The following is a 19,280-nucleotide window of genomic DNA, read 5'->3' as shown; positions in this document are numbered from 1 at the left end:
GGGCCCGCTAGTCGCCCTGCTCGGCGTCCTCGACGCCGAGGTGGAGGACGATCCCCTCCACCTCGGCGACGATCGAGCCGACCCGGAGGACCTCTCCGTGGGGGACGGCACCGTCGGCCTGGAGGATCACCCGCCGTCGACCGTTGCGGACCCCGGCGGCGACGGCCTCCCGGATGTCCTCCGGGTCGTCGAGCCGGTCGACGGGGTCGGTGCTCATGCCCGAGAAGACGGCGACCGGGCCGCCGGGCCGGGGGGCGAGCGTCAGGGTCGTGGCCCGGGTCTCCTCCACCCCGGTGCCGTAGGCCGCCGGGGGCAGCTCGACCTCGGCCTCGGCCGAGGCCCGGTAGGTCAGCATCAGGAAGATCAGCAGCTGGAAGACCACGTCGACCATCGGCGTCAGGTCGATGGCGCTGTCCAGCGGCGAGCGGACCTGGCGTTGCAGCAGCATGGGATCGGTCGCCTCGGTCGAGTCTCAGTCGATCGGGAGGGGCCGCGTCGTCCTCGTCCCCGCCCTCGCCCTCACCGGGGCAGGACGGCCCGGACGGAGCCGGAGCCGGCCCGCGGGGAGGGGGCGCCCCGCCCTTCGGGGGCGCGGCGGGCCTCCTCCTGCTCGAGGAATTCGAGGAAGCCCTGGAGCTGCCGCTCGGTGTTGTCCCGGAGCAGCCGGAGGCGGCCCTGCAGGTCGTTGGCCAGCAGCATCAGGGGGGAGGCGATGATCAGGCCGACGGCCGTCGTCCACAGGCCCAGGGCGATCGAGGCGGCCAGCTGGCTGCCGGGATCCGCGGTCCGCTCCCCGGCGCCGACGTTGCCGAAGGCGCCGATCATGCCGATGACCGTCCCCAGCAGCCCCAGCAGCGGCGCGAGCTTCGCCGCCGTGACCACCGAGGCCAGCCGGTTCTCCATCGCCGAGATCACCCGGGTGTGGAACTCCATCACCAGCAATTGCTTGATCTTGGCCAGGCCCCGCTTCAGGTTCTGCAAGCCCACGGTCACCAGCTGGGCGAGCGTGGTGTGCCAGTAGGGGGGGCGGTTGCAGAGGTCGATCGCCTCCCTCGTCTGCCCGGCCTTGCCGACCAGGGCGGCCACCTGGTCCAGCAGCTGGCCGGCCCTCGCGTCGTCGAGGGAACGCTTCCCCAGGCCCCGGTAGACCATCACCGAGTTGTAGATGCCCCAGATGGCGAGCAGGGCCTGGGCCACGTAGATCGCGTAGCCGATGATCGTCAGCAGCAGCGAGATGTCCATGCACGGCCTCGGGTCGATCGGTCGGTCGGTCGGCTCGGGAGCGGCCCGGCGGGGCAGGGCGGTGGATTCGGCCCGGCCGGGGCCCGGGGGCGGTGGCCGGGGGCGATCCGGTGTCTTATTCTTGGATGGGGGGGCGCGCCGGGGCAAGACCCCCCCGGGCCTGCGCCTTGCTTCGGGCCGACCGGCGCGCGACAATGACCGCCCGTCTGTCCGAGGCCCGAAGTCGGGGACCGCGTGCCCATGCCGCGCACCGTGCTGATCGTCGACGACGAGCGCGACGCCAACGACCTGATGGCCGGGCTCGTCAAGGCCCGAAGCGACCGGCCGGTCCAGGTCTTCGACGGCGGCGCCGTGCTCCCCGCCGTCGCGGAACACGACCCGGAGCTGATCCTGCTCGACGTGATGCTGCCCGACGTCGACGGCTATGAGGTCTGCGCCCGGCTGAAGCGGCGGCGGGCCACCAACCTGATCCCCGTGATCATGGTCACCGCCCTGCACTCCGAGCACGACCGGGTGCACGGCGTCCGCGTGGGGGCCAACGAATACCTGACCAAGCCCTTCACCCCGGACCAGCTCTTCGAGGTGATGGACCGGGCCTTCGCCTGGCGGGAGGAGCACATGACCCGGGGCACCGCCGGCGAGATCGAGTTCGACATCCGCAGCGAGACGGACTACCTCGCCGAGCTGAACGACATGCTCACGGACCTCTACGTCCGCACCCCCCTGACCGAGCGGCAGATCAAGGATCTGAAGCAGGCCGTGATGGAGATGGGCTCCAACGCCATCGAGTGGGGCCACCGCAAGAACGCCGAGCTGACGCTCCGGATCACCTACCGGATCGAGTCCGACAACGTCACCCTGATCATCCGGGACCAGGGGCCCGGCTTCGACCCCGGCCACATCCCCCACGCCGCCCAGGCCGACGACCCGATCGCCCACCTCGACGTCCGCAACGAGCTGGGCATCCGCGAGGGCGGCTTCGGCATCATGCTCGCCCGGGGCCTCGTCGACGAGTTCCGCTACAACGACAAGGGCAACGAGGTCACCCTGGTCAAGCGCTTCGAGTCCACCGGCGCCGCCGACCTGCCCGAGGGGGACTGAGCCCTCGCCCCCGAGCGGCCCTCGATGGCCCGGAGACGGCGACCGCCCCGGCCGGCCTCCGTCGACGGATCGGCCCGCGTGGGACGGCCGGGGCGGCCGTCCCACATCAACGAATCGGATTCCCAGAATTCCGCCGGGTGCGTGCCGCCCGCCTCCCCGGGCCGAGCGACGGGATCACCCGCCCCATTTTCAAGTATCGATATGTAGGGTGTCTGGGTCCTCGCCTTCGAGGCCCCGGGCCGTCGGGCGGCCCGGGGGCGGGCGGGCCCGGGCCGTCGCGCCCGCCGCGGGGCGCCGTGGTACAATGGCCGCCGGGGCCGGGGACCGGGCCCCCCGCCACCGACGGCGGCGCGACTCGCATCCCGAAGCTCGAGCATCGGTTCGAATCCCATGAACACGTCCCAGAGCGACAAGGACACGCCCCGGGTCATCATCGAGGCCACCCGTGAGGGCTTCGAGCAGGAGGTCATCGAGCGGTCGAAGTCCGTCCCCGTCGTGGTCGACTTCTGGGCCGAGTGGTGCGGCCCCTGCCGGATGCTCGGCCCGGTCCTGGAGAAGCTGGCCCGGGAGTACGACGGCCGGTTCGTCCTGGTGAAGGCCGACACCGAGCAGCTCGGCGACGTCGCCTCGGCCTTCGGCGTCCAGGGCATCCCCGCCGTCTTCGGCCTGCGGGACGCCCGGATCGTCGACTCCTTCGTCGGCGTCCAACCCGAGGCGATGATCCGCCAGTGGCTCGACCGCCTCATGCCCTCCCCCGCCGAGGTCCTCTGCGGCGAGGCCGCCGCCCTGGAGGACGCCGACCCCGCCGCCGCCGAGGCCCGCTACCGCGAGGCCCTCGGGCTCGACGCCAAGCTGCCGAAGGCCCGGATCGGCCTGGCCGGCGCGCTGGAACGGCAAGGCAAGCTCGACGAGGCCCGGGCCGAGGTCGCAGCCCTGGAACGCCGGGGCTTCCTCGAACCCGAGGCCGAGGCGGTCAAGGCCCGCCTCGCGCTCGACCTCGCCGCCGCCGACGCCGGCGACCTCGCCGCCGCCCGGGCCGAGGCAGAGTCCCACCCCGACGACCTCCCCGCCCGGTACCGCCTCGCCGAGGCCCTCGCCGCCGCCGGCCAGCACGAGGAGGCCCTGGCGACCTGCCTCGACCTGGTCGAACGCGACCGCCGCGGCGTCGGCGAGCAGGCCCGCCAGACCATGCTCGCCCTCTTCAACCTCCTCCCCCCCGACGACCCCCTCGTGGCCGACTACCGCCGCAAGCTGTCCTTCGTCCTCTGATCCGGGGTCGCCCCCGCCGCCGACCCGTGCCGGCCGGCTCCTCCCGGGATGAAGATTCGGTCTCTCCCGACGGGGATGACCCGGCGCCCACACGATCACTCGGGATCGGCCGGCGGGTCGCCTGCCGCCTCCGCCGGCCGTTCGAGGGCGACCCGGACGATCGCCCGGCTGCGGGCCTCGGGGGAGTCGATCTCCTCGACGAGCCCCCAGGCCGTGTCGAGTTCCCCCCGGGCGGCGAAGGTCGCGGCGATCGCGGGGAGGGCGTCTTGCCGGGTGCCGTCGGGGAGGGCGTCGATCGTGCGGAAGGCCGCCTCCAGGTCGCCGAGTTTGAGGTGGATGCGAACGACATCGGCGGCGGCCTGGGACAGGGGATCGACGGTCGTCACGTAGAAGGCGTATCCCGGCAGGTCGTCGCGAGCAGGCTCCGGTGGCGCGGCGATGAGGTCGCGGAGACGGGCCTCGGCCAGTTCGAGGGCGCGTCGCAGGTCGGCCCGGGCGTCGTCGTCGTCCCCGGCCTCCCGTTTCGCCTCGGCGAGTTGCTCGATCCAGGAGGACGTTTCGATGCCATGTTCGGCGAGCCGGCCGATCACGGCCTCGGCCCGCTCCACCTCGCCCAGGGAAAGCAGCAGCTTGGCCGCCCGTGAGAGGGGGGTGAACTTGTAATCCGGACCCTCGATCGTCGAGACGACCCGGAGCGTGTCATCCACCGCGTCCAGGGCCCCGGCCCGGCCCCCTTCGGCCGCCTGCCGCTCGGCCAGGTCGACGAACACGCGGGCCAAATTGAACAGGTCGCCGCCGTCGGTCCGAGGGGGGGCGAGCGCGATGGTCGCCCGGGCGTCGTCGAACCGGCCGAGGCGGGACTGGATCTCGGCAAGCCTCGTGAGATCCCAGAACCGGGTGCCGGGCCCCCAGGAGTTCGAGAGGATCGCGTCCCGCGTCTCGGTGAGGCTCTCGTCGGCCTGTGCATCATCGGGCAAGAGGGCGCCAGCGACCTGGAGCAGGGCGTTCGTCCGATTCGCATCGCCATTGGCTCTCCGGTACGCCTCCGATTCCCTGAGGATCCGCAGCGCCTCGGCGAAGTCGCCTGCCATCGCCTCGATCTCGACGAGCTTGTTCGGCGTGAGTTGTTGACGACGCAACAGGAAGTCCGCATAGGCGTCGGCGGCGGTGCGGAGATCGCCCGCCCGACCGAATCGAGCCAGACCCGCATCAATCCGCCCCAATTCCGGAGTTGCCCTTCCTCGTCCAGGGAGGAGACGACCTCGGCGGCCTTGCTGAAGGTGTCGAGGGCGGCGTCGCGGTCGCCGGCCTCGGCCTGGGCGGCGGCGATGCGGGCGATCGGATGTTGGCCGGTGAGTTGGGCCTCGCGGGGGATCTGCTCGGCCGCGAGGCGGGCGGCGCGGAGGGTGTCGAGCGCCTCGACGGGCTGGCCGCGGCGGAGCTGGGCACGCCCCAGGCTGAGGAGGATTTCGGCCCGGTCGTAGGGGTCGTCGAGGTCGGCCGTGACCTCCAGGACGCGACGCTCGATCTCCTCGGGCGGCGGGGCGGGGAGACGCCAGGGGTGGGACCGAGTGACGGGGGGAGCGGGGGAGGCGGCGACCGGAGGCGAGGGGGTGTTTCCCGGGGGCGGCGTACCCGATTCCTGCGAGGCGACGACGAGCCCGGCGCCGGTGGCCAGGAGCAGGGTGCCGGCGACGAGGGCGGCGGCGGCCTTGAGCTGGGAGAGGATCATGGCGTTGAGCATCCATCGGGCCGAGGCGGAGACGGCGGGCGGCAGGGCGTCGAGGGCGGTCCGGCCCAGGCCGAGGGAGACGGCCGATCGGACGGTGCGGTCGGCGAGGGCGGCGGAAAGGGGGACGGGCAGGGCCGGGGGCGGGCTCGCGGTCGAGGGGCTGAGCCCTCGGCGGGTCAGGCGGCGTCGGAGCAGGGCCCGGGCCCGGGAGAGGCGGACCTTGACGGTGCCGATCGGGCAGCCGAGCCGTCGGGCGACCTCGTCGTACGGGCAGCCGCCGAGGTCGTGCAGGACCACCGGGAGGCGGTAGCGGGCGGGCAGGCGGTCGACCTCTTGGAGCAGGGCCTCGTGGGAGTCCCGGGGCGCCTCGGGCTCGGCCTCGGGCCGGGCGGCGAGCCGTTCCCGGGAGCGTCGCCGGGAGGCGTCGAGGCGGGATCGGAGGGCGATCCGGCGGGCGACCCCGCAGAGCCAGGCCGAGGCGGAGTCCCGGTTCCGGATCGAACCCGATCGCCGGGCGAGGACGAGGAAGGTGGCCTGGAAGGCGTCCTCGGCGGCGTGGGGGTCCCGGAGCAGGCCGAGGCAGACCCGCCAGACCGTCGGCCCGTGGCGCCGGACGAGGGCCTCGAAGGCGGCCTCGCCGGAGGGGTCGAGGTGGGAGGCGAAGTGGTCCAGCAGTCGGGAGTCGGGCCAGTCGCCCATCACCCCCAGGCGAAACAGCGTGTCCAGGTCGCCCCGGGGGGCGACCGATCGATGTCCCGGCATGAGTCCCGGTCCCTCGCTCGGCCCGACGGTTGGTGTCCTCTCCAGGGTGCCGGGACTCGGGCGGTTTGTTCCACCAGTTTCCGGGATTGTGGCGGGCGCTCCGGGGAGGGCGGATGGTCGGTCGTCAGCCCGACTCGCCGAGGCGATCGACCAGCCGATCGAGCAGCGGCTCGTACAGGGGCTTGCCGCGCAGGGCGTCGAGCCAGCGGGCGGGGATGGCGGAGGCGCCGTCCCTCAGGCCGGCGAGGCCTCCGGCCACGCAGGCGGTGGTGTCGGTGTCGTGGCCGAGGGCGACCGCGGCCTTGACCACCGCCTCGTAGGGCCCGGCGTCCAGGGCCAGCCGGGCGGACCGGAGGCAGTCGACGACGTAGCCGGTGCCCCGGCCGGAGGGGGGCTCGTCGGGGCGGATGGCCCCCTCCAGCTCGATCATCAGCGGGGAGTCGTAGTCGCAGAGCCCGCGGAGGGTGGAGACGGCGTCCCGCCAGGGGTCGGGGGCGCCCTGGAGGATCCGGCGGGCCCAGAGGCAGTACAGGGCGCAGCAGGCCTGAGACCGGGCGTGGCCGTGGGTGAGCTTCGACTGCGAGCAGGCCAGGTCGGCCAGCTCGGCATCCCCGCCGAGGTGCCAGAGCGCCAGGGGGAGCGCCCGCATCAGCGAGCCGTTGCCGTTGTCCCGCTCGCCGGTCGGGCCGGCCAGCTCGGCGGGCACGCCGTCCCGGAGGCGGTGCAGGGCGCCGGCGGTGGTGATGCCGATGTCGAAGACCACGCCGCCGACGGCGAGGTACCCGCGCCCGTGCCAGTCGACCAGGCGGCGACCCAGATCCTCCAACTCCAGCCGGCCGCAGTCCAGCAGCGAGGCGAGCAGGCAGAGCGCCTGGGCCCCGTCGTCGGACCAGGTGCCGGGCGGCACGGTGGCGTGGGCCCGGCGGAAGCCCTCGGGCGGGGTCATCTCGATCGCCTCGACCGGCGGCAGGTCCTCGGGAGCGTGGAACTCGTAGGGGACGCCCAGGGCGTCGCCGACGAGCAGGCCGAGCAGCCCGCCCTCGATCCGATCTCGCAGCATCGGCCTGGTCATCCTGGGCCCCCACCGGGTCGACGGGGCGGCGGCGTCCCCGACCCGAAGCATACTCCGCCCGGAGGGGCGGGGCCATCGCAATCGTCGGGGGTCGGGGCCCTTGCAGGGGGGCCCCACACAGGACTCGTGGCCCGCCGGCCGGCGTCGGGACGCCGGCCGGCGGGCCTCCGAGATCGATCGGCCCCGATCGTGGTCCGGATCGATCGGGCGGGATGGCGAGGGGATCAGGGCCGGGGCGTCTTCCGGCGGAGCCGCTGCCGGCAGAGCGATGCCAGGCCGATCAGGCCGCCGACGGCCGCCATCGCCAGCGTCGAGGGCTCTGGCACGGCGCTCCGCGTGCCGGCGGGGGGCAGGAAGATCTGGTCCTGGTCGGCGGGCGTCTGGGGCCCTCCGGCGATCGGCGGGTAGTTGAACAGGCCGACGGCACTCGTCCGGACGTCGCGGAGGCTGAGGATGCCGTTGGCGACGGCACTCACGTTGGCATTGTCATAGGCGCTGCCCCTGAAGGTCAGCGACCCGGTCCCGAGGTAGTTGGTACCGACGCCCAGCGTGCCGCCGGCCCCGCTGCCGTCGTAGGTCGCCTCCCAGATGGCCAGCTGGATGGCCGCCGACGCCTCCTTGGTGGTGAGGTTGACGTTTGAGGCGAGGCCGCCGGCCGCCTTCAATTCGCTCGGGGAGGCGAAGCCGTAGTTCTCGAGGACCCACCCGGCCGCGCCGATGTCCCGGGGCCGCGAGTTGGTGTCGAGCAGGCCGCTCTCGCCGGTGAGCGAGACCATGGCCGTGTTCGGGCTGGACGGCTGGACGTACTCCGACAGGTCGACGCAGTAGGTCGTGAACGAGACGTTCCAGGTGCCGAAGGGGCTCGGCCCGTGGACGATCGTCGTGAAGTTGCCGGGCGAGGTGCCCTGCCACGACCCGGTCCCGAATCGGAAGTCGACGTTGATGCCGTTGTTGCCGCCGTTGAACGTCGTGTTGGCCTGGACCATCAAGCCGGCCCGGGCGGTCGGCGCCGAGGCCGCGAGGGCGATCAGGGTTAGGGCACAGGCCGGCCCGAGCAGCCAGGCCAAGGCCGGGCGCCCGGCTCCGGGCGCCGCCCCCTCACGAGATGACACAGAGATGGGGACGCTCGCCTCCTGGAAGGCCTGCGGCGGGCGGGGTCGTGCCGCGGGATCGGGGGCCCGCCATCCGACTCGATCGGCATCCCGCCGAGTACTCCTCGCGGCGCAGGCCGGTCGGCCCCGGGCCGCCGATGGCGGACCGGACAAGGCCATCGGATCGGACGCCGCCCCCGGCGTCGGGCCGGGGGCGAGGGGCGGCGATTCGGAGCGGGGAGGTCGGGCGACAGTGCCCGTCCCCCGGCTGATCGTCCCCGACCGACGGAGAGATTCAATGATCATGAACAATGATGAATGGGCGCACGGCCGAAGCCAGGCCTTGTATCGCCGGGAGTGGGGGCGGGCCGGCCAGATGAGGCTGGAACGCGCGGCGGACGTTGCATGAGGGCGACGGCGGCGCCGCCCGGGCGTTGCGTCGACGCAACGCCCGGGGGCTCGCCACCCTAGTAGGGGCGGCCCCGGGCGGCCTTCCACTCCCCGAACAGGGCCCGACAGTCGTCCCGGAGCGGGCCGGGCTCGACGACCAGGGGGCTGCCGCCGAGCCGGGCCAGCTCCCCGGCGGGGACGCCCAGCTCGGTGAAGCCGGCGTCGGCGGCGTCGGCGATCGAGGCGCCGAAGACGACGAGCGAGACGCGGGCCCAGTGCGAGGCGGCCAGGCACATCGGGCAGGGCTCGCAGGTGGTGTACAGCACGGCGCCGGAGAGGTCGATCGAGCCGAGGGACCGGCAGGCCAGGCGCAGGGCGTTGACCTCGGCGTGGGCGGTCGGGTCGGTGTCTCGCCAGACGGTGTTGTGCGCCTCGGCGAGGATCCGGCCGCCCCGGACGATCACCGAGCCGAAGGGGGACTGGCCCTCGGAGATGCCGAGCCGGCAGGCGGCCACGGCCCTCGCCATGTAGGTCTCGTGATCCATCGCGTCCGAACCCCCGATCCCCGGCCCTCCGCCCCCGGCGACGGCCCGGGAGGGCGGCGCGGGCCCCTTGAACCGGGGGGGCGGGATCGGCAACAACGGTACCGCAGGGCGCGGTCCCCGGGCAATCGCCCGCCCCGGTCGGGCCGGACCGCCCCGAGACCCGACCGAGGCCGCCAGGAGCACCCCGAGTCATGGAGCCCTCCCGTCCCGAAGCCGGAGGCGGAGCCGTCCGGCCGAAGGCCCCGGCCCGATCCCGGTGGCCGGCCGTCGCCTTCGCCCTGGCCTCGGCGCTGAGCATGCTGTCGTATGCGGCCTTCACCGACCACATCTGGGAGGACTTCTTCATCACCTTCCGCCACAGCGAGAACCTGGCCGAGGGCCGGGGGCTGGTCTTCCAGCCGGGGGAGCGGATCCACGGCTTCACCTCGCCGCTGGGCGTCCTGCTGCCGGCGCTCTGCCACGTGGTCACCGGGGAGCGGTCGTACCGGGAGGCGATCCGGGCGTTCCGGCTGCTGAGCGTCGTCGCGTACGTGGCGGCCGGGCTGGTGCTCCTGGGGAGGCTGGAGCGGGAGTCGTCGGGCCGGGGGCTGTCGTGGTGGGCGCTGGCCGCGTTCCTGGCGCTGGAGGTCAAGGCGATCGCCTTCTCGGTCAACGGCATGGAGACGGCGTTCCTGCTGCTGTTCCTGGTCGGGACGCTCGCCCTGGTGGCCCGGGACGACGTGCCCCGGCGCTGGCTGCCGATGGGGATCTGCTGGGCGGGCCTGATGTGGTCGAGGCCCGACGGCTGCGTGCCGATCGCGGCGGCGGCGGCGGCGGATCTGCTGTTCGGGCCGGGCCGGTTCCGATCGAAGGTGGCGGATCTGTTCAAGGCGGGGCTCGTGTGCACGGCGGCCTACCTGCCCTGGTTCGCCGGGGCCTGGGCCTATTACGGGTCGCCGGTGCCGCACACAATCCTCGCCAAGGCGAACCTGGACCAGGATCTCGACCCCTTCGTGGGGCCGGTCGGGCGGTTCCTGGCCACGGCGACCCGGGCGTTCCTGCCGATCTACCACAACGTCGGCTACGGCCAAGGGTGGCACCCCTGGTTCTGGCCCTGGGCGGCGGCGATGGGGGTGTTCGGCGTGTCCTACTGGCTGGTGCCGATCCGGGATCGCTGGGGGCGGTCGTGTTCCTTGATGTTCGCGTTGATGTCCTTGTATCTGTCCTTCCTGAGTTTCTCGTTCCCCTGGTACATGCCCCCGGCGACGCTGCTGGGCCTGGCGACGATCGCCCGGGGGGTGCCCCGGCTGGTGGCCCCGCTGGGCCGCCGGTTCCGGCCGGCCTGGGTGCTGGCGGCGGCCCCGCTGCTGGCGGTCGGGGCGGGGATGGCGCTGATCTTCGTGCTGACGGCGATCCAGATGCGGGTGCAGGCCAACGTGGTCGAGATGGGCAACCGGGCGAAGCTCGGCCGATGGCTGGCCGATCGGGTGGGGCCGGGGGAGCGGGTCTACCTGGAGTGCGTCGGCTACATCGGCTACTTCAGCGGCGCGAGGATGGCCGACTGGCCGGGGCTGGTCTCCCCGGAGGTCGTCGAGGCCGCCGGGCGGTTCGGCACCGACTTCTACACCACCCTCGGCGTCCTCCGCCCCGAGTGGGCCGTGCTCCGCCCCTGGGAGGCCGAGCAGATGGCCCGTCGCGTCCCCGGATTCTCGAGCGACTATGAACTCGTCCGGACCTTCGACGTGAACCCCCAGGTCTACTCGCTCGTCGTCCCCGCCCCCCTCCGCCCGGTCGTCTTCGACGCGAACCTGCCCGGGATCGGCTACCTCACCTACGACGCCAAGTTCCTGGTCTTCCGCCGCCGGGATCTCGGGACACTCGGGGAGGAGGTCGGATGATCGACGACGGAGAACCCGGGATGGGGGGTCGGATGTCGTCCGAGGGCGGTCTTCTCCGACCCTCGCCCCCGTCCTCGGGGGAGAGGGTGGGCGAAGCCCGGGTGAGGGGGCTCGGACGGCGCGAGAGGCCAGGCGATCGACCGAAGGCCCCTCACCCCGGCCCTCTCCCCGCTGGCGGGGAGAGGGGGACGGAACCGATCCGTCGACCGATACGGTGGATGGACTACTCAGGTCGGATGGAGGTCGAGCCCGGGCCGAAGGGGACGATCGCCGCGTGACCAATAGGATCTGAAAATGACTGCCGGAAATTCACCTTTTGTTGCGTCGCACCCTCGGGGTGATCGCCCCCCGCCGCCCTCGGGACCGGCGTCGGGCCCCGGGGACCGTCGTCAGACCCGGACGAGGCCGAACATCTTGGCCATGACGAGGGGGAACTGGAGCGGGCCGGGGAACCGGGTGCCGGTGCCGTCGTGGCGGAGGACGACGAGGGTCTCGTCGTCCTCGGCGGGGCGGCCGTCCCGGAAGAGGCGGGCGGCTTCGAGCAGGCCGGGACCGAGGCGCCTGGCTTCGGAGGGGTCGAGGTGGCGGGCCATCTCCAGCAGGCCGGACTCGCCGAGCATCAGGCCGGAGGGGTCGGCGGCCTCGGTGAGGGCGTCGGTGTAGAGGACCACCACGTCCCCGGGGGCCATCGTCACGGCGAACTGCTCGTAAGGGGCGTCGTCCAGGACCCCCAGCGGCAGGTTCGCCCCGGCGGCGGCGGCCGTCTCGGGGGCGAGGATCATCCACTCGCCGGGGTCGGCCTTGTAGTAGAGCGGCCTCGGGTGGGCGGCGTTGGAGACGGTCAGCCGGTGGCTGCCGGGCAGGAACGTGGCGACGACCGCCGTGGCGAACCGGCTCAGCTCGGCCCGGGCGCCGAACTCCCGGTTGAGGGCCTCGACCAGGCTCGTCTGGTCGTGCCGGGCGATGTGCTTGCGGACCAGCGCCCGCAGGACGCCCGAGAACTCGGCCACCGAGTCCCCGTGGCCGGAGACGTCCGCCACGACCGCCCGCACGGTCGCCCCCCCGCCGCAGACGGAGACGTAGTGCACGTCCCCCCCCCGGGCGTCGCCGCCGTGGGGGCGGCTGTAGATGAACGCCTGGAGGCCGGGCAGGTCGAGGGACTGCTCGACCGCCTCGGTCCCCCCTCGGATCTCCAGGCATCGCATCGTCTGCGGCTCGGGGGCGGCGACGGCGGCACGCATCGGGGCCTCTCCTTCGCGGTCGTTCGGGCGTTCGGTCGTCTGATCGGAGGGTCGGGCGGCGGGGCGGGCCGTTTCCTCGCCACGCCACGCCACGCCTCGGAGCCAGGTACGATGCCCGGGGTCCCCGTGTTCGACGCCCGGCCCGGTCTCGGGAGGCCCGGGCACCCCGCGTCCCGGCCCGGAGGGGCGTCGGACGCCCCCCGGTCAGCCGGTCCCCTCGGGACGCGAGGGCCGGCCGGGGGGGCGTGGGGGTGCCCCGGTCCGATCGGGGGAACGGTCGCCCCCGGAGGCCCGATCCGGGGGGGCCGGGGACGGGCCGGTGCGCCGAGAACGGTCGGGGCGAGGGCCCGGGGGTCCGCTTCCCAAGTTGAACGAGGCGAATGGTTTGCGGGCCGGGCTGGCCGGGGATTGGGGGGGTGAAATGGGTTCGCTCCGCACCGGCGCACCGGGCCGGCCGCGTCGGTCGGCGACGGCGACGGCGGGCCGGGGACCGGCGGCGACCGAGGGGCGGCGGGTCGGGTCGGCGGGGTGGCGGGGCCCGGGGGCCTCCGGGCCGGGTCCGGACCGGGTCCGGGAGTCGTCGAAGGCCGAGGCCGGGGCGATCGGCCCGGGGGCGTCGGGCGCCTCGGGGCCGGACGGCGGGGGGGACGCGACCGGGGCGGGGGCGGACGCCGTCGGGGCCGTCGGCCCGACCGGGGGATGCGGGGCCTCGGCGACGGCCTCGGCGAACGGGTCGACCGGGATCGGCCCGGCGCCCGGGACCGGCCCGGCGGGCGGGGGCGGGGCCTCCGAGGCGTCCCCGGGATCGGGAGGGGCGGGGAGCAGGTCGATCGGCGCGAAGCCGGGGGGGGCCGGGTCGGCGTCGACCTCGCACCACCAGCCGCCGCCGACGGGGGCCCGGGGGATGGAGCAGTGCCGGGCCTCCTTCGACAGTTCGAGGATCTCCCGGCGTCGGCGGTCCCGGATGTTGAGGTAGAGCCGGACGGCGGCGTTGGCCGAGCGGTCGGCGGCCACCTCGTAGCGGTGCATCAACTGGCCGCCGGCCGAGGGGTCGGCGGCCGCGGCCCGGAGCGCGACGGCACGGCACTCGGGGCCCTCGACCGCCTCCCAGGACTCGGCCCGGAGCCGATCCAGGCGGTCGACCTGGTCGGCGATGAAGGCCCGGAGGGCCTGTCGGGCCGGTTCCGGCTCGGAGGGGAGGAGGGCCTCGGCCTCGGAGGCCCGGGGGAGTCGGGTGACCCGGCTCGGCGACCAGGCCGAGGCCAGGATCCAGAGGGTGCGGGCCCCGGGATCGGCCCCCGGGCAGGGGATCTCCCCGGGCAGGCCGAGCAGGAGCTGGGCCCGGAGGACGGTCGCCTGGTCCCAGCCGGAGCCGACCCGGAGGGTGGCGTCGAGGGCCTCCCAGCGGCGGATCAGCCAGTCGCAGCCGAAGGCGGTGGCTTCGAGGTCGAGCAGGACGTTGCTGGGATCCCTGGCCAGGTCCTGGGCCTTGCGGCGGGCCCTCGCCTGCCCGGAGCGCTCCCAGGAGAGGACGGCCCCCCGGGCGGCCTCCTGTCGGGTGTCCTCCCGGGCCCGCTCGATCCGGTCGAGCTTGATCGAGCCGACGGCGGCGCGGCGGACGAGGTGGCGCTCGACGACGTTGGCCGGGCCGGCGTCCCGGTCCCATCGGCCCATCGCCGCCTCGAAGGCGTCCCGGTCCTCGTCGGGGACGAGGACCTCGGCGGTCAGCCCGTGGACCAGGCCGTTGCGACGGCTCCGGGCCTTGCCCTCGGCGGTCCTCGGCCCGCTCGACTTCAAGGCGTTGCGGCGGTTGGCCTCGACCTGCTTCTGCGACGGCGGCGTCTTCATGGTGGGAGTCTCTTGGGTGCCCGGCGCGTCTCGACCCCGGCCGCCTCAGCTCGGCTCGGGACCCCGTCGTCCCCCCCGCCCGAGATCGGCCATACACCCTTAAGATCAGGAAATCGGGCCCCCCCAGTCACTTTTTCTCCCAAAGCGGGCCGAGAATCCCGCCACCGGCCCGAGCAGGGGTCGGACGCTCGTGTCGTCTCCGGGCGGGTGGCCAGGTCGACGCGCCGCATGCCCCGGGGTCGTCGGCCCCCGAATCCGGGGCACGCCCTGCCTGGCCCCGGCCACCCGCCGCGACCTTCGAACGTGTTCGCACGTCGAATCCCGGGAACCTCCTTGCAATCTCGGGCGATTGCAGCCAGATTGGATTCGAGACCGGGATTAGACGAGCGTTCAGGCGTGTTGTATCACGACTATTCGGACGCCGGTTTGTCGCAAATGCGACGAATCGTGCGCCGAAACAAGGTTAGGCGGCGTTGGCGCCGCAAGAGCCCAATAATCGCTACCCTCGACGAACGTGAGGATACCTACGATGGTTACGCCCCTATTCTTAATCCTGACGCTGGTGCCCACCCAGGCCCCGAGGGGTAATGCAACCTCGTTTCTGTAAATTCCCGGCCCTGCGGCGGGTCACTCCGGCTCCATCGTCAGGTATCTGCGGTTCGTCTCCCAGTCCTCGCTGATCTCCATCGCCACGGCACTGACCAGCCGCAGGGCCGACGCCTCGTTCGGGAACAGCCCGGCGACCCTCGTCCTCCGCTTCAACTCCTTGTTGAGCCGCTCCAGCATGTTGATCGTCCGCAGCCGTCGCCGATGCGAGGGCGGCAGGGCGAAGACGGCCAGCCCCTCCGGCACGTTGGCCTCCAGCCACTCGGCCAGCCTCGGGGCCGTCGCCCGGTACTTCCTCACGGCGATGTCCAACTGCCGCTCGGCCTCCGTCCGGTCCGGGGCGTCGAAGACCGCCCGCAAGCTCGCCACCACCGCCTTCCGCATCCCGGGCTTGGGCACGAAGGCCATGGCGTTCTCGATCAGGTGGAACTGGCACCGCTGCCACGGCACGCCCGTCAGCCTGGCCTTGAGGGCCTCCTTCAGCCCGGCGTGGGCGTCGGCGACGACGAGCTTGACCCCGTGCAGGCCCCGGGCCTGGAGCGAGGCGAGGAAGTCCCTCCAGTGGGCCTCGGCCTCCGATAGCGAGACGCTCACGCCGAGGATCGACCGCTTGCCCTGCGTGTCGATGCCGATGGCCGTCAGGACGGCACACGAGACGACCTGGCCGCCGTGCCGGACGTGTTCGTAGCGTGCATCCAGGATCAGGTACGGCGTCTCGCCGAGAGGGCGGGATCGCCACCGTTCCAACTCCTCGTCGAGGGCCTCGGCGGCACGGCTGACCTCGCCGCTGGTGACCTCCAGGCCGCAGAGTTTCTCGGTGATGGCGGCCACCTTGCGGGTCGAGACGCCCTGCACGTCCATCTCGGCGACGGCCAGCTTCAGAGCCCGCTCGCTGCGGACGCCTTTCTCCAGGGCCGAGGGGTAGAAGGCGACGCCCCGGGTCTGCGGCACTTCGACGCCAAGCGGGCCGAGCCGGGTGTGCAGCGTCTTGGGCTTGAAGCCGTTGGCGTGGCCGGTCCGTCGCTCGGACCGCTGATAGGGGGCGGCCCCCAGGGCGTGGGCCCGCTCGATCTTCATGACCTCGTTGAGCAGGATGGTGATGGCGGAGGCGAGCCCGTCGAAGCCGTGCTCGGCCAGCAGTTCCGTGATCTCGTCCAGGGCGGTAGGCTGCATCTGGTGGGTCATCGTCGGGGTCTCCTTGGTTCGGTTGGCACCTTCCAAGGGAACCGGCGGTGGCCCGCCGCTTCAAGCCGAGCCGATTTTACAGAACAGATGATGCACTACCCCCCGAGGGCTGACATACGGGTCAGCACGGTACAGGAAGCCCTTAAGTTTCACGAGAGCCCCAAGGACTACGTCGGGAAGAAGGTGGTCGTCTCCGGGGCCATCGCGATGATTATCGGGGACGATTTCCGAAGAAACTCGGAGACTGACGGTTATCTATTCTCGTGGAAATGTGGAGCGACGGCGAGCGGAGCGGAAAATTTTGGTAATAATTTCGGACTCTTGAATGACAAGATGAACTACTGGTGCAACACCGACTCGGGGATTCTAGTCAAGGAGAAGCTCAAGGCGGAACAAATTGGGGATAAGATTTACTATCACAGGATGAACTTGACGTTCGACATTAAAACCAAAAAGGTCGAAAAGTTCGGTCGCGAGCAAGAGTATTACGTCGCGGAACTCATCTGGATTCAACCAAAATAATCGACAGAGGATCATGACATGCCGACTCTGATGTCTCTCTGTCCTACTTGCGGTAAACCAACGCCGCACCACTCCGCCGGCTTCAACAGCAAGCAGACGGATGCTGATGGCCGAGTCCACCAAGAAATGGAGTGCGCCATCTGCAAAATATCGACGAAAGTTTATTTCGCGCAAGGAACCAACGAGTTCCAGGAAAACCTTGAGGCACCCAACGACACTGACGCCTTCTATGAAGGTGCCGACGTCAAGCCTCAAGACTGATCTCTCCACGCACCTCAGCCCGTGACGGACCGTGATCGCTGCCGGCCCCGCCCTTCGTCCCGGCGACCGGCCTCCTCCCGATCCTTCGACCTCGACCGCCCTCCCCGTCCCGATCTCCTGGTCCCAATCCCGGACCTCAAGCGACCTCTCGGCGGGTGGCTGGCGTCGCGACGTGCGGCAGATTGCCGGCACGACCTTCTCTCCGTGCCCGGCGGCCTCGACCTCCGGGGCACCCATTACTACGTTCGTCGCCGACGACTCCCAGCCGGTGAGCGGGGCGATCCCCTCTAACCCACGGCCCCCTCACCGGGGGCCCGGCGTCTGTCCCGGTCGCCCCGCCCGCCGACGGCCGCTCACTGGCTCGCGCTCAGGCCCTCAGATTTGATCGTGTGAGAGGGTCAGCATAATTCTCGCCCTCGCCCTCGCCCTCGCCCTCGCCCTCGCCCTCGCCCTCGCCCTCGCCCTCGCCCTCGCCCTCGCCCTCGCCCTCAGCCCGTACCCGCCGGCAGCCGGCCGTTGAGCTTCTTCCTCCAGGGCACCATCTCCGCCCCCTCCGGCGCCTCGCCGAACTCCAGGTACTTCCAGAACGCCACCAACAGCTTGCGCGCCAGGGCCACGATCCCCACCTTCCGCGCCCGCGCGTTGCCCGAGCCGAACCGCTCGTGATACCACCGGCTCAGCGCGCTCCGCGGCTGGTACTGGAGCCACATCCAGGCCAGTTCCACCAGCATCCACCGCACCCGCCGGTTGCCCGCCTTGCTGATGCCCTGCTCGCGGTGCGACGAGCCGCTCTGGTACGGCGTCGGCACCAGGCCCACCAGGCTGGCCAACTCGCGGCGGTTCTTGATCCGACGCCACCCGAAGATCTCCTGCACCAGCAGCCAGGCCCCCACCGGACCGACCCCCTTGAGGTCCATCAGCCGGCGGACCTGCTCGACGTGCGGCGCCGCGTCGTCGCGGACGGCCCGCCGCTGGGCGTTCTCGCGGTCGCGGACCTGGGCGTCGACGAGCTTCCATCGCTCGAACTCGCGGAGCAGCCGCGCCGCCGTGTGCTCGGGCACCGGGCGGCCGTCCCACTGCCGCAGGGCGGCCAGCCGCTCGGGCAGGCGGCCGTCGACGACGAACGCCAGGCCGAGGTGGGCCAGCAGCCCCTTGATCCGGTTGGAGTGCTCGGTCCGCTCGGCCTTCAGGGCCATCAGCTCGCGCTGCGGGGCGCGGCGGTCCTCGTCCTCGGGCGCGGGGACGTTCACCACGGCCCACAGCCCGCGCTCGCCGCCGTGGTGCCGCTGGAGCATGGCCAGCAGCTTGACGACGTCCAGGCCGTCGCTCTTGGCGCGGCGGGCGCGGCGGTTGACCTCGATGCTGGCCGGGTCGACGACGAGGTTCTCGTGGCCGTGGTGGATCAGGTAGCGATGCAGCCAGAAGCCATCGCGGCCGGCCTCGAAGACCGAGCGGACCGGCGCGTCGTCGGGCAGGCCGAGGCGTCGGCGGGCCCGGGCGATCTCACGCCGGAGGGCGTCGGTGTCGCGGGCCGGGATGGTGACCTGACGCGGGGCGCGGGCCGGTGCGTCGGCGAAGGCGAGCTTCCAGGTGGTCCAGCCCAGCTCGAAGGCCAGGTAGAGCGTCGGGGTGGAGGCCGTGCTATGATCGCGGTCGTGGGTCGCTGGCATGGTAAAGACTCCGTATCCGAGGGACCTGCTAACCCCCCTCCTGGAGCTTGCCATGTCGGCGGCTCACAGCAACTCGCCCGGCTCGCTCCGGGCATAGTATCTAACCTCGCGCTGCAGCGGACCCGGCCCGCCGCGGCGCTTGGTGGTCAGTCACAGGTTTCGCTCGGCGTGCCGGTCCGCTGAGCTTTGGCGTTAGGCGGCCCGGAGTCGTTACACTGTCGTGGCCTGGGGAGGAAGCGATGAAGATTGGTGCCTTGGCGCTCGTAGCCTTCGCTGTTTGTATGCTGGGAAGCGGACAACAGAACGAAACGGCGCCCGATACCGCTCCAATGCCACCTGCCGCCTCTCCCGTCCAGAAAGAACCGGGAGCGCCGAGCGCTCCGAACCAAACAGCCCCGCCCACCGCTCCTGCCTACAAATCGGGCGGACTCGGTTTGTCGCGTGCAGATTGGGAGCGGACACACGGCGCACTGGAGCAGGAAGTCGCCGGCTTCTTCCACTACGAGGACGAGAGTTACGCCGTCATGTATTTGGACGGCAATGTGAGGCACGTCGAGCGAACGTGGGGGGACGCGGGAGCGGTGACGCCCACGAAGGCGCGCTCTGCCGCCAAGTCGCTCATACCCCGCGACGCCAAGCTCGTGCGCAGCTACAGGTCGCAGACGGGCAGGCCGGTGGAACTCTACACCAGCGCATCGCTTAAAGAGAGGTTCAGAGCGGCTGAGACGCCCGAAGGCGAGCCGGAAAGCCCCTGGATCGGTGGGAAGCCGGGCGACTTCATTGTCATATACAGAGTCTACAGATTCCGTTCCGGCGACCGCGTGACCTCGATAGTTGCTTCCATCGGAAACAACCCGTAGGGGTGT

General features: G+C 72.1%; 16 protein-coding genes. 6 read left to right on the top strand and 10 right to left on the bottom strand.

All coding sequences use genetic code 11. From position 1 onward, the window contains the following. Nucleotides 1-7: 7 nt before the first annotated feature. Together ElP_RS33405 and ElP_RS33400 are read right to left on the bottom strand one after the other, a co-directional pair. The gene (locus ElP_RS33405) at nt 8-448 is read right to left on the bottom strand and encodes an ExbD/TolR family protein (protein ID WP_145277721.1); all 441 of its coding nucleotides are present in this window, start codon (nt 446-448) and stop codon (nt 8-10) included. A gap of 71 nt (nt 449-519) precedes the next feature. Next, a complete protein-coding gene (locus tag ElP_RS33400; RefSeq protein WP_145277719.1) occupies nt 520-1,242 on the bottom strand; it encodes a MotA/TolQ/ExbB proton channel family protein in 723 nt (240 codons plus the stop codon). A gap of 240 nt (nt 1,243-1,482) precedes the next feature. Here ElP_RS33400 and ElP_RS33395 point away from each other — a divergent pair, with 240 nt between their 5' ends. Together ElP_RS33395 and ElP_RS33390 are read left to right on the top strand one after the other, a co-directional pair. Beyond that, nucleotides 1,483-2,343: a response regulator gene (locus tag ElP_RS33395; protein ID WP_145277718.1), complete on the top strand. Its 861-nt coding sequence runs from the start codon at nt 1,483-1,485 to the stop codon at nt 2,341-2,343. 390 nt (nt 2,344-2,733) lie between these two features. Beyond that, nucleotides 2,734-3,612, top strand: coding sequence for a tetratricopeptide repeat protein (locus tag ElP_RS33390; RefSeq protein WP_145277716.1), 879 nt, complete (start codon nt 2,734-2,736; stop codon nt 3,610-3,612). Nucleotides 3,613-4,198: 586 nt separating this feature from the next. On the opposite strand, the gene ElP_RS40850 is transcribed toward ElP_RS33390, so the two are convergent. From ElP_RS40850 to ElP_RS33370, 4 genes are all read right to left on the bottom strand, one after another. Next, nucleotides 4,199-6,106, bottom strand: coding sequence for an RNA polymerase sigma factor (locus ElP_RS40850; protein ID WP_145277714.1), 1,908 nt, complete (start codon nt 6,104-6,106; stop codon nt 4,199-4,201). 124 nt (nt 6,107-6,230) lie between these two features. Then, nucleotides 6,231-7,166 carry an ADP-ribosylglycohydrolase family protein gene (locus ElP_RS33380; RefSeq protein ID WP_145277712.1) on the bottom strand — a complete coding sequence of 312 codons (936 nt, stop codon included), beginning with the start codon at nt 7,164-7,166 and terminating at the stop codon, nt 6,231-6,233. Nucleotides 7,167-7,402: 236 nt separating this feature from the next. Continuing rightward, the gene (locus ElP_RS33375; RefSeq protein ID WP_197446566.1) at nt 7,403-8,245 is read right to left on the bottom strand and encodes a thioester domain-containing protein; all 843 of its coding nucleotides are present in this window, start codon (nt 8,243-8,245) and stop codon (nt 7,403-7,405) included. Between the two features lie 491 nt (nt 8,246-8,736). Next, entirely contained in the window at nt 8,737-9,204 is a 468-nt protein-coding gene (locus tag ElP_RS33370; RefSeq protein ID WP_145277708.1) for a nucleoside deaminase, read from the bottom strand. Between the two features lie 191 nt (nt 9,205-9,395). Here ElP_RS33370 and ElP_RS33365 point away from each other — a divergent pair, with 191 nt between their 5' ends. Continuing rightward, on the top strand, nt 9,396-11,081 hold the full coding sequence (locus ElP_RS33365) for a hypothetical protein (protein ID WP_145277707.1): 1,686 nt from the start codon (nt 9,396-9,398) through the stop codon (nt 11,079-11,081). A gap of 389 nt (nt 11,082-11,470) precedes the next feature. On the opposite strand, the gene ElP_RS33360 is transcribed toward ElP_RS33365, so the two are convergent. From ElP_RS33360 to ElP_RS33350, 3 genes are all read right to left on the bottom strand, one after another. Continuing rightward, nucleotides 11,471-12,322 carry a PP2C family protein-serine/threonine phosphatase gene (locus tag ElP_RS33360; protein WP_145277705.1) on the bottom strand — a complete coding sequence of 284 codons (852 nt, stop codon included), beginning with the start codon at nt 12,320-12,322 and terminating at the stop codon, nt 11,471-11,473. Nucleotides 12,323-12,526: 204 nt separating this feature from the next. Continuing rightward, on the bottom strand, nt 12,527-14,170 hold the full coding sequence (locus ElP_RS33355; protein WP_145277703.1) for a hypothetical protein: 1,644 nt from the start codon (nt 14,168-14,170) through the stop codon (nt 12,527-12,529). 627 nt (nt 14,171-14,797) lie between these two features. After that, the gene (locus ElP_RS33350) at nt 14,798-15,961 is read right to left on the bottom strand and encodes an IS256 family transposase (RefSeq protein WP_145277701.1); all 1,164 of its coding nucleotides are present in this window, start codon (nt 15,959-15,961) and stop codon (nt 14,798-14,800) included. 87 nt (nt 15,962-16,048) lie between these two features. On the opposite strand from ElP_RS33350, the gene ElP_RS33345 reads away from it, so the two are divergent. Further along, complete coding sequence (locus ElP_RS33345) at nt 16,049-16,483, top strand: hypothetical protein (RefSeq protein ID WP_145277699.1); 435 nt, start codon at nt 16,049-16,051, stop codon at nt 16,481-16,483. A gap of 18 nt (nt 16,484-16,501) precedes the next feature. After that, nucleotides 16,502-16,744 carry a hypothetical protein gene (locus ElP_RS33340; RefSeq protein ID WP_145277697.1) on the top strand — a complete coding sequence of 81 codons (243 nt, stop codon included), beginning with the start codon at nt 16,502-16,504 and terminating at the stop codon, nt 16,742-16,744. A gap of 488 nt (nt 16,745-17,232) precedes the next feature. Here the strand turns inward: ElP_RS33340 and ElP_RS33335 are convergent, their stop codons facing one another. Continuing rightward, entirely contained in the window at nt 17,233-18,414 is a 1,182-nt protein-coding gene (locus ElP_RS33335; protein ID WP_145272274.1) for an IS110 family RNA-guided transposase, read from the bottom strand. Between the two features lie 239 nt (nt 18,415-18,653). Here ElP_RS33335 and ElP_RS33330 point away from each other — a divergent pair, with 239 nt between their 5' ends. Then, the gene (locus tag ElP_RS33330; protein WP_145277695.1) at nt 18,654-19,274 is read left to right on the top strand and encodes a hypothetical protein; all 621 of its coding nucleotides are present in this window, start codon (nt 18,654-18,656) and stop codon (nt 19,272-19,274) included. Nucleotides 19,275-19,280 lie beyond the last annotated feature (6 nt).

Source organism: Tautonia plasticadhaerens (assembly GCF_007752535.1).
Lineage (GTDB): Bacteria > Planctomycetota > Planctomycetia > Isosphaerales > Isosphaeraceae > Tautonia > Tautonia plasticadhaerens.
The sequence above is the reverse complement of the archived record's forward strand: the minus strand, read 5'-3'. Positions and strand labels throughout refer to the sequence as shown.

Coding starts and splice junctions, on each gene's coding strand:
- ElP_RS33405 (WP_145277721.1), bottom strand. CDS start 448: ATGCTGCTGCAACGCCAGGTCCGCTCGCCGCTGGACAGCGCCATCGAC.
- ElP_RS33400 (WP_145277719.1), bottom strand. CDS start 1,242: ATGGACATCTCGCTGCTGCTGACGATCATCGGCTACGCGATCTACGTG.
- ElP_RS33395 (WP_145277718.1), top strand. CDS start 1,483: ATGCCGCGCACCGTGCTGATCGTCGACGACGAGCGCGACGCCAACGAC.
- ElP_RS33390 (WP_145277716.1), top strand. CDS start 2,734: ATGAACACGTCCCAGAGCGACAAGGACACGCCCCGGGTCATCATCGAG.
- ElP_RS40850 (WP_145277714.1), bottom strand. CDS start 6,106: ATGCCGGGACATCGATCGGTCGCCCCCCGGGGCGACCTGGACACGCTG.
- ElP_RS33380 (WP_145277712.1), bottom strand. CDS start 7,166: ATGCTGCGAGATCGGATCGAGGGCGGGCTGCTCGGCCTGCTCGTCGGC.
- ElP_RS33370 (WP_145277708.1), bottom strand. CDS start 9,204: ATGGATCACGAGACCTACATGGCGAGGGCCGTGGCCGCCTGCCGGCTC.
- ElP_RS33365 (WP_145277707.1), top strand. CDS start 9,396: ATGGAGCCCTCCCGTCCCGAAGCCGGAGGCGGAGCCGTCCGGCCGAAG.
- ElP_RS33360 (WP_145277705.1), bottom strand. CDS start 12,322: ATGCGTGCCGCCGTCGCCGCCCCCGAGCCGCAGACGATGCGATGCCTG.
- ElP_RS33355 (WP_145277703.1), bottom strand. CDS start 14,170: ATGAAGACGCCGCCGTCGCAGAAGCAGGTCGAGGCCAACCGCCGCAAC.
- ElP_RS33350 (WP_145277701.1), bottom strand. CDS start 15,961: ATGACCCACCAGATGCAGCCTACCGCCCTGGACGAGATCACGGAACTG.
- ElP_RS33345 (WP_145277699.1), top strand. CDS start 16,049: ATGATGCACTACCCCCCGAGGGCTGACATACGGGTCAGCACGGTACAG.
- ElP_RS33340 (WP_145277697.1), top strand. CDS start 16,502: ATGCCGACTCTGATGTCTCTCTGTCCTACTTGCGGTAAACCAACGCCG.
- ElP_RS33335 (WP_145272274.1), bottom strand. CDS start 18,414: ATGCCAGCGACCCACGACCGCGATCATAGCACGGCCTCCACCCCGACG.
- ElP_RS33330 (WP_145277695.1), top strand. CDS start 18,654: ATGAAGATTGGTGCCTTGGCGCTCGTAGCCTTCGCTGTTTGTATGCTG.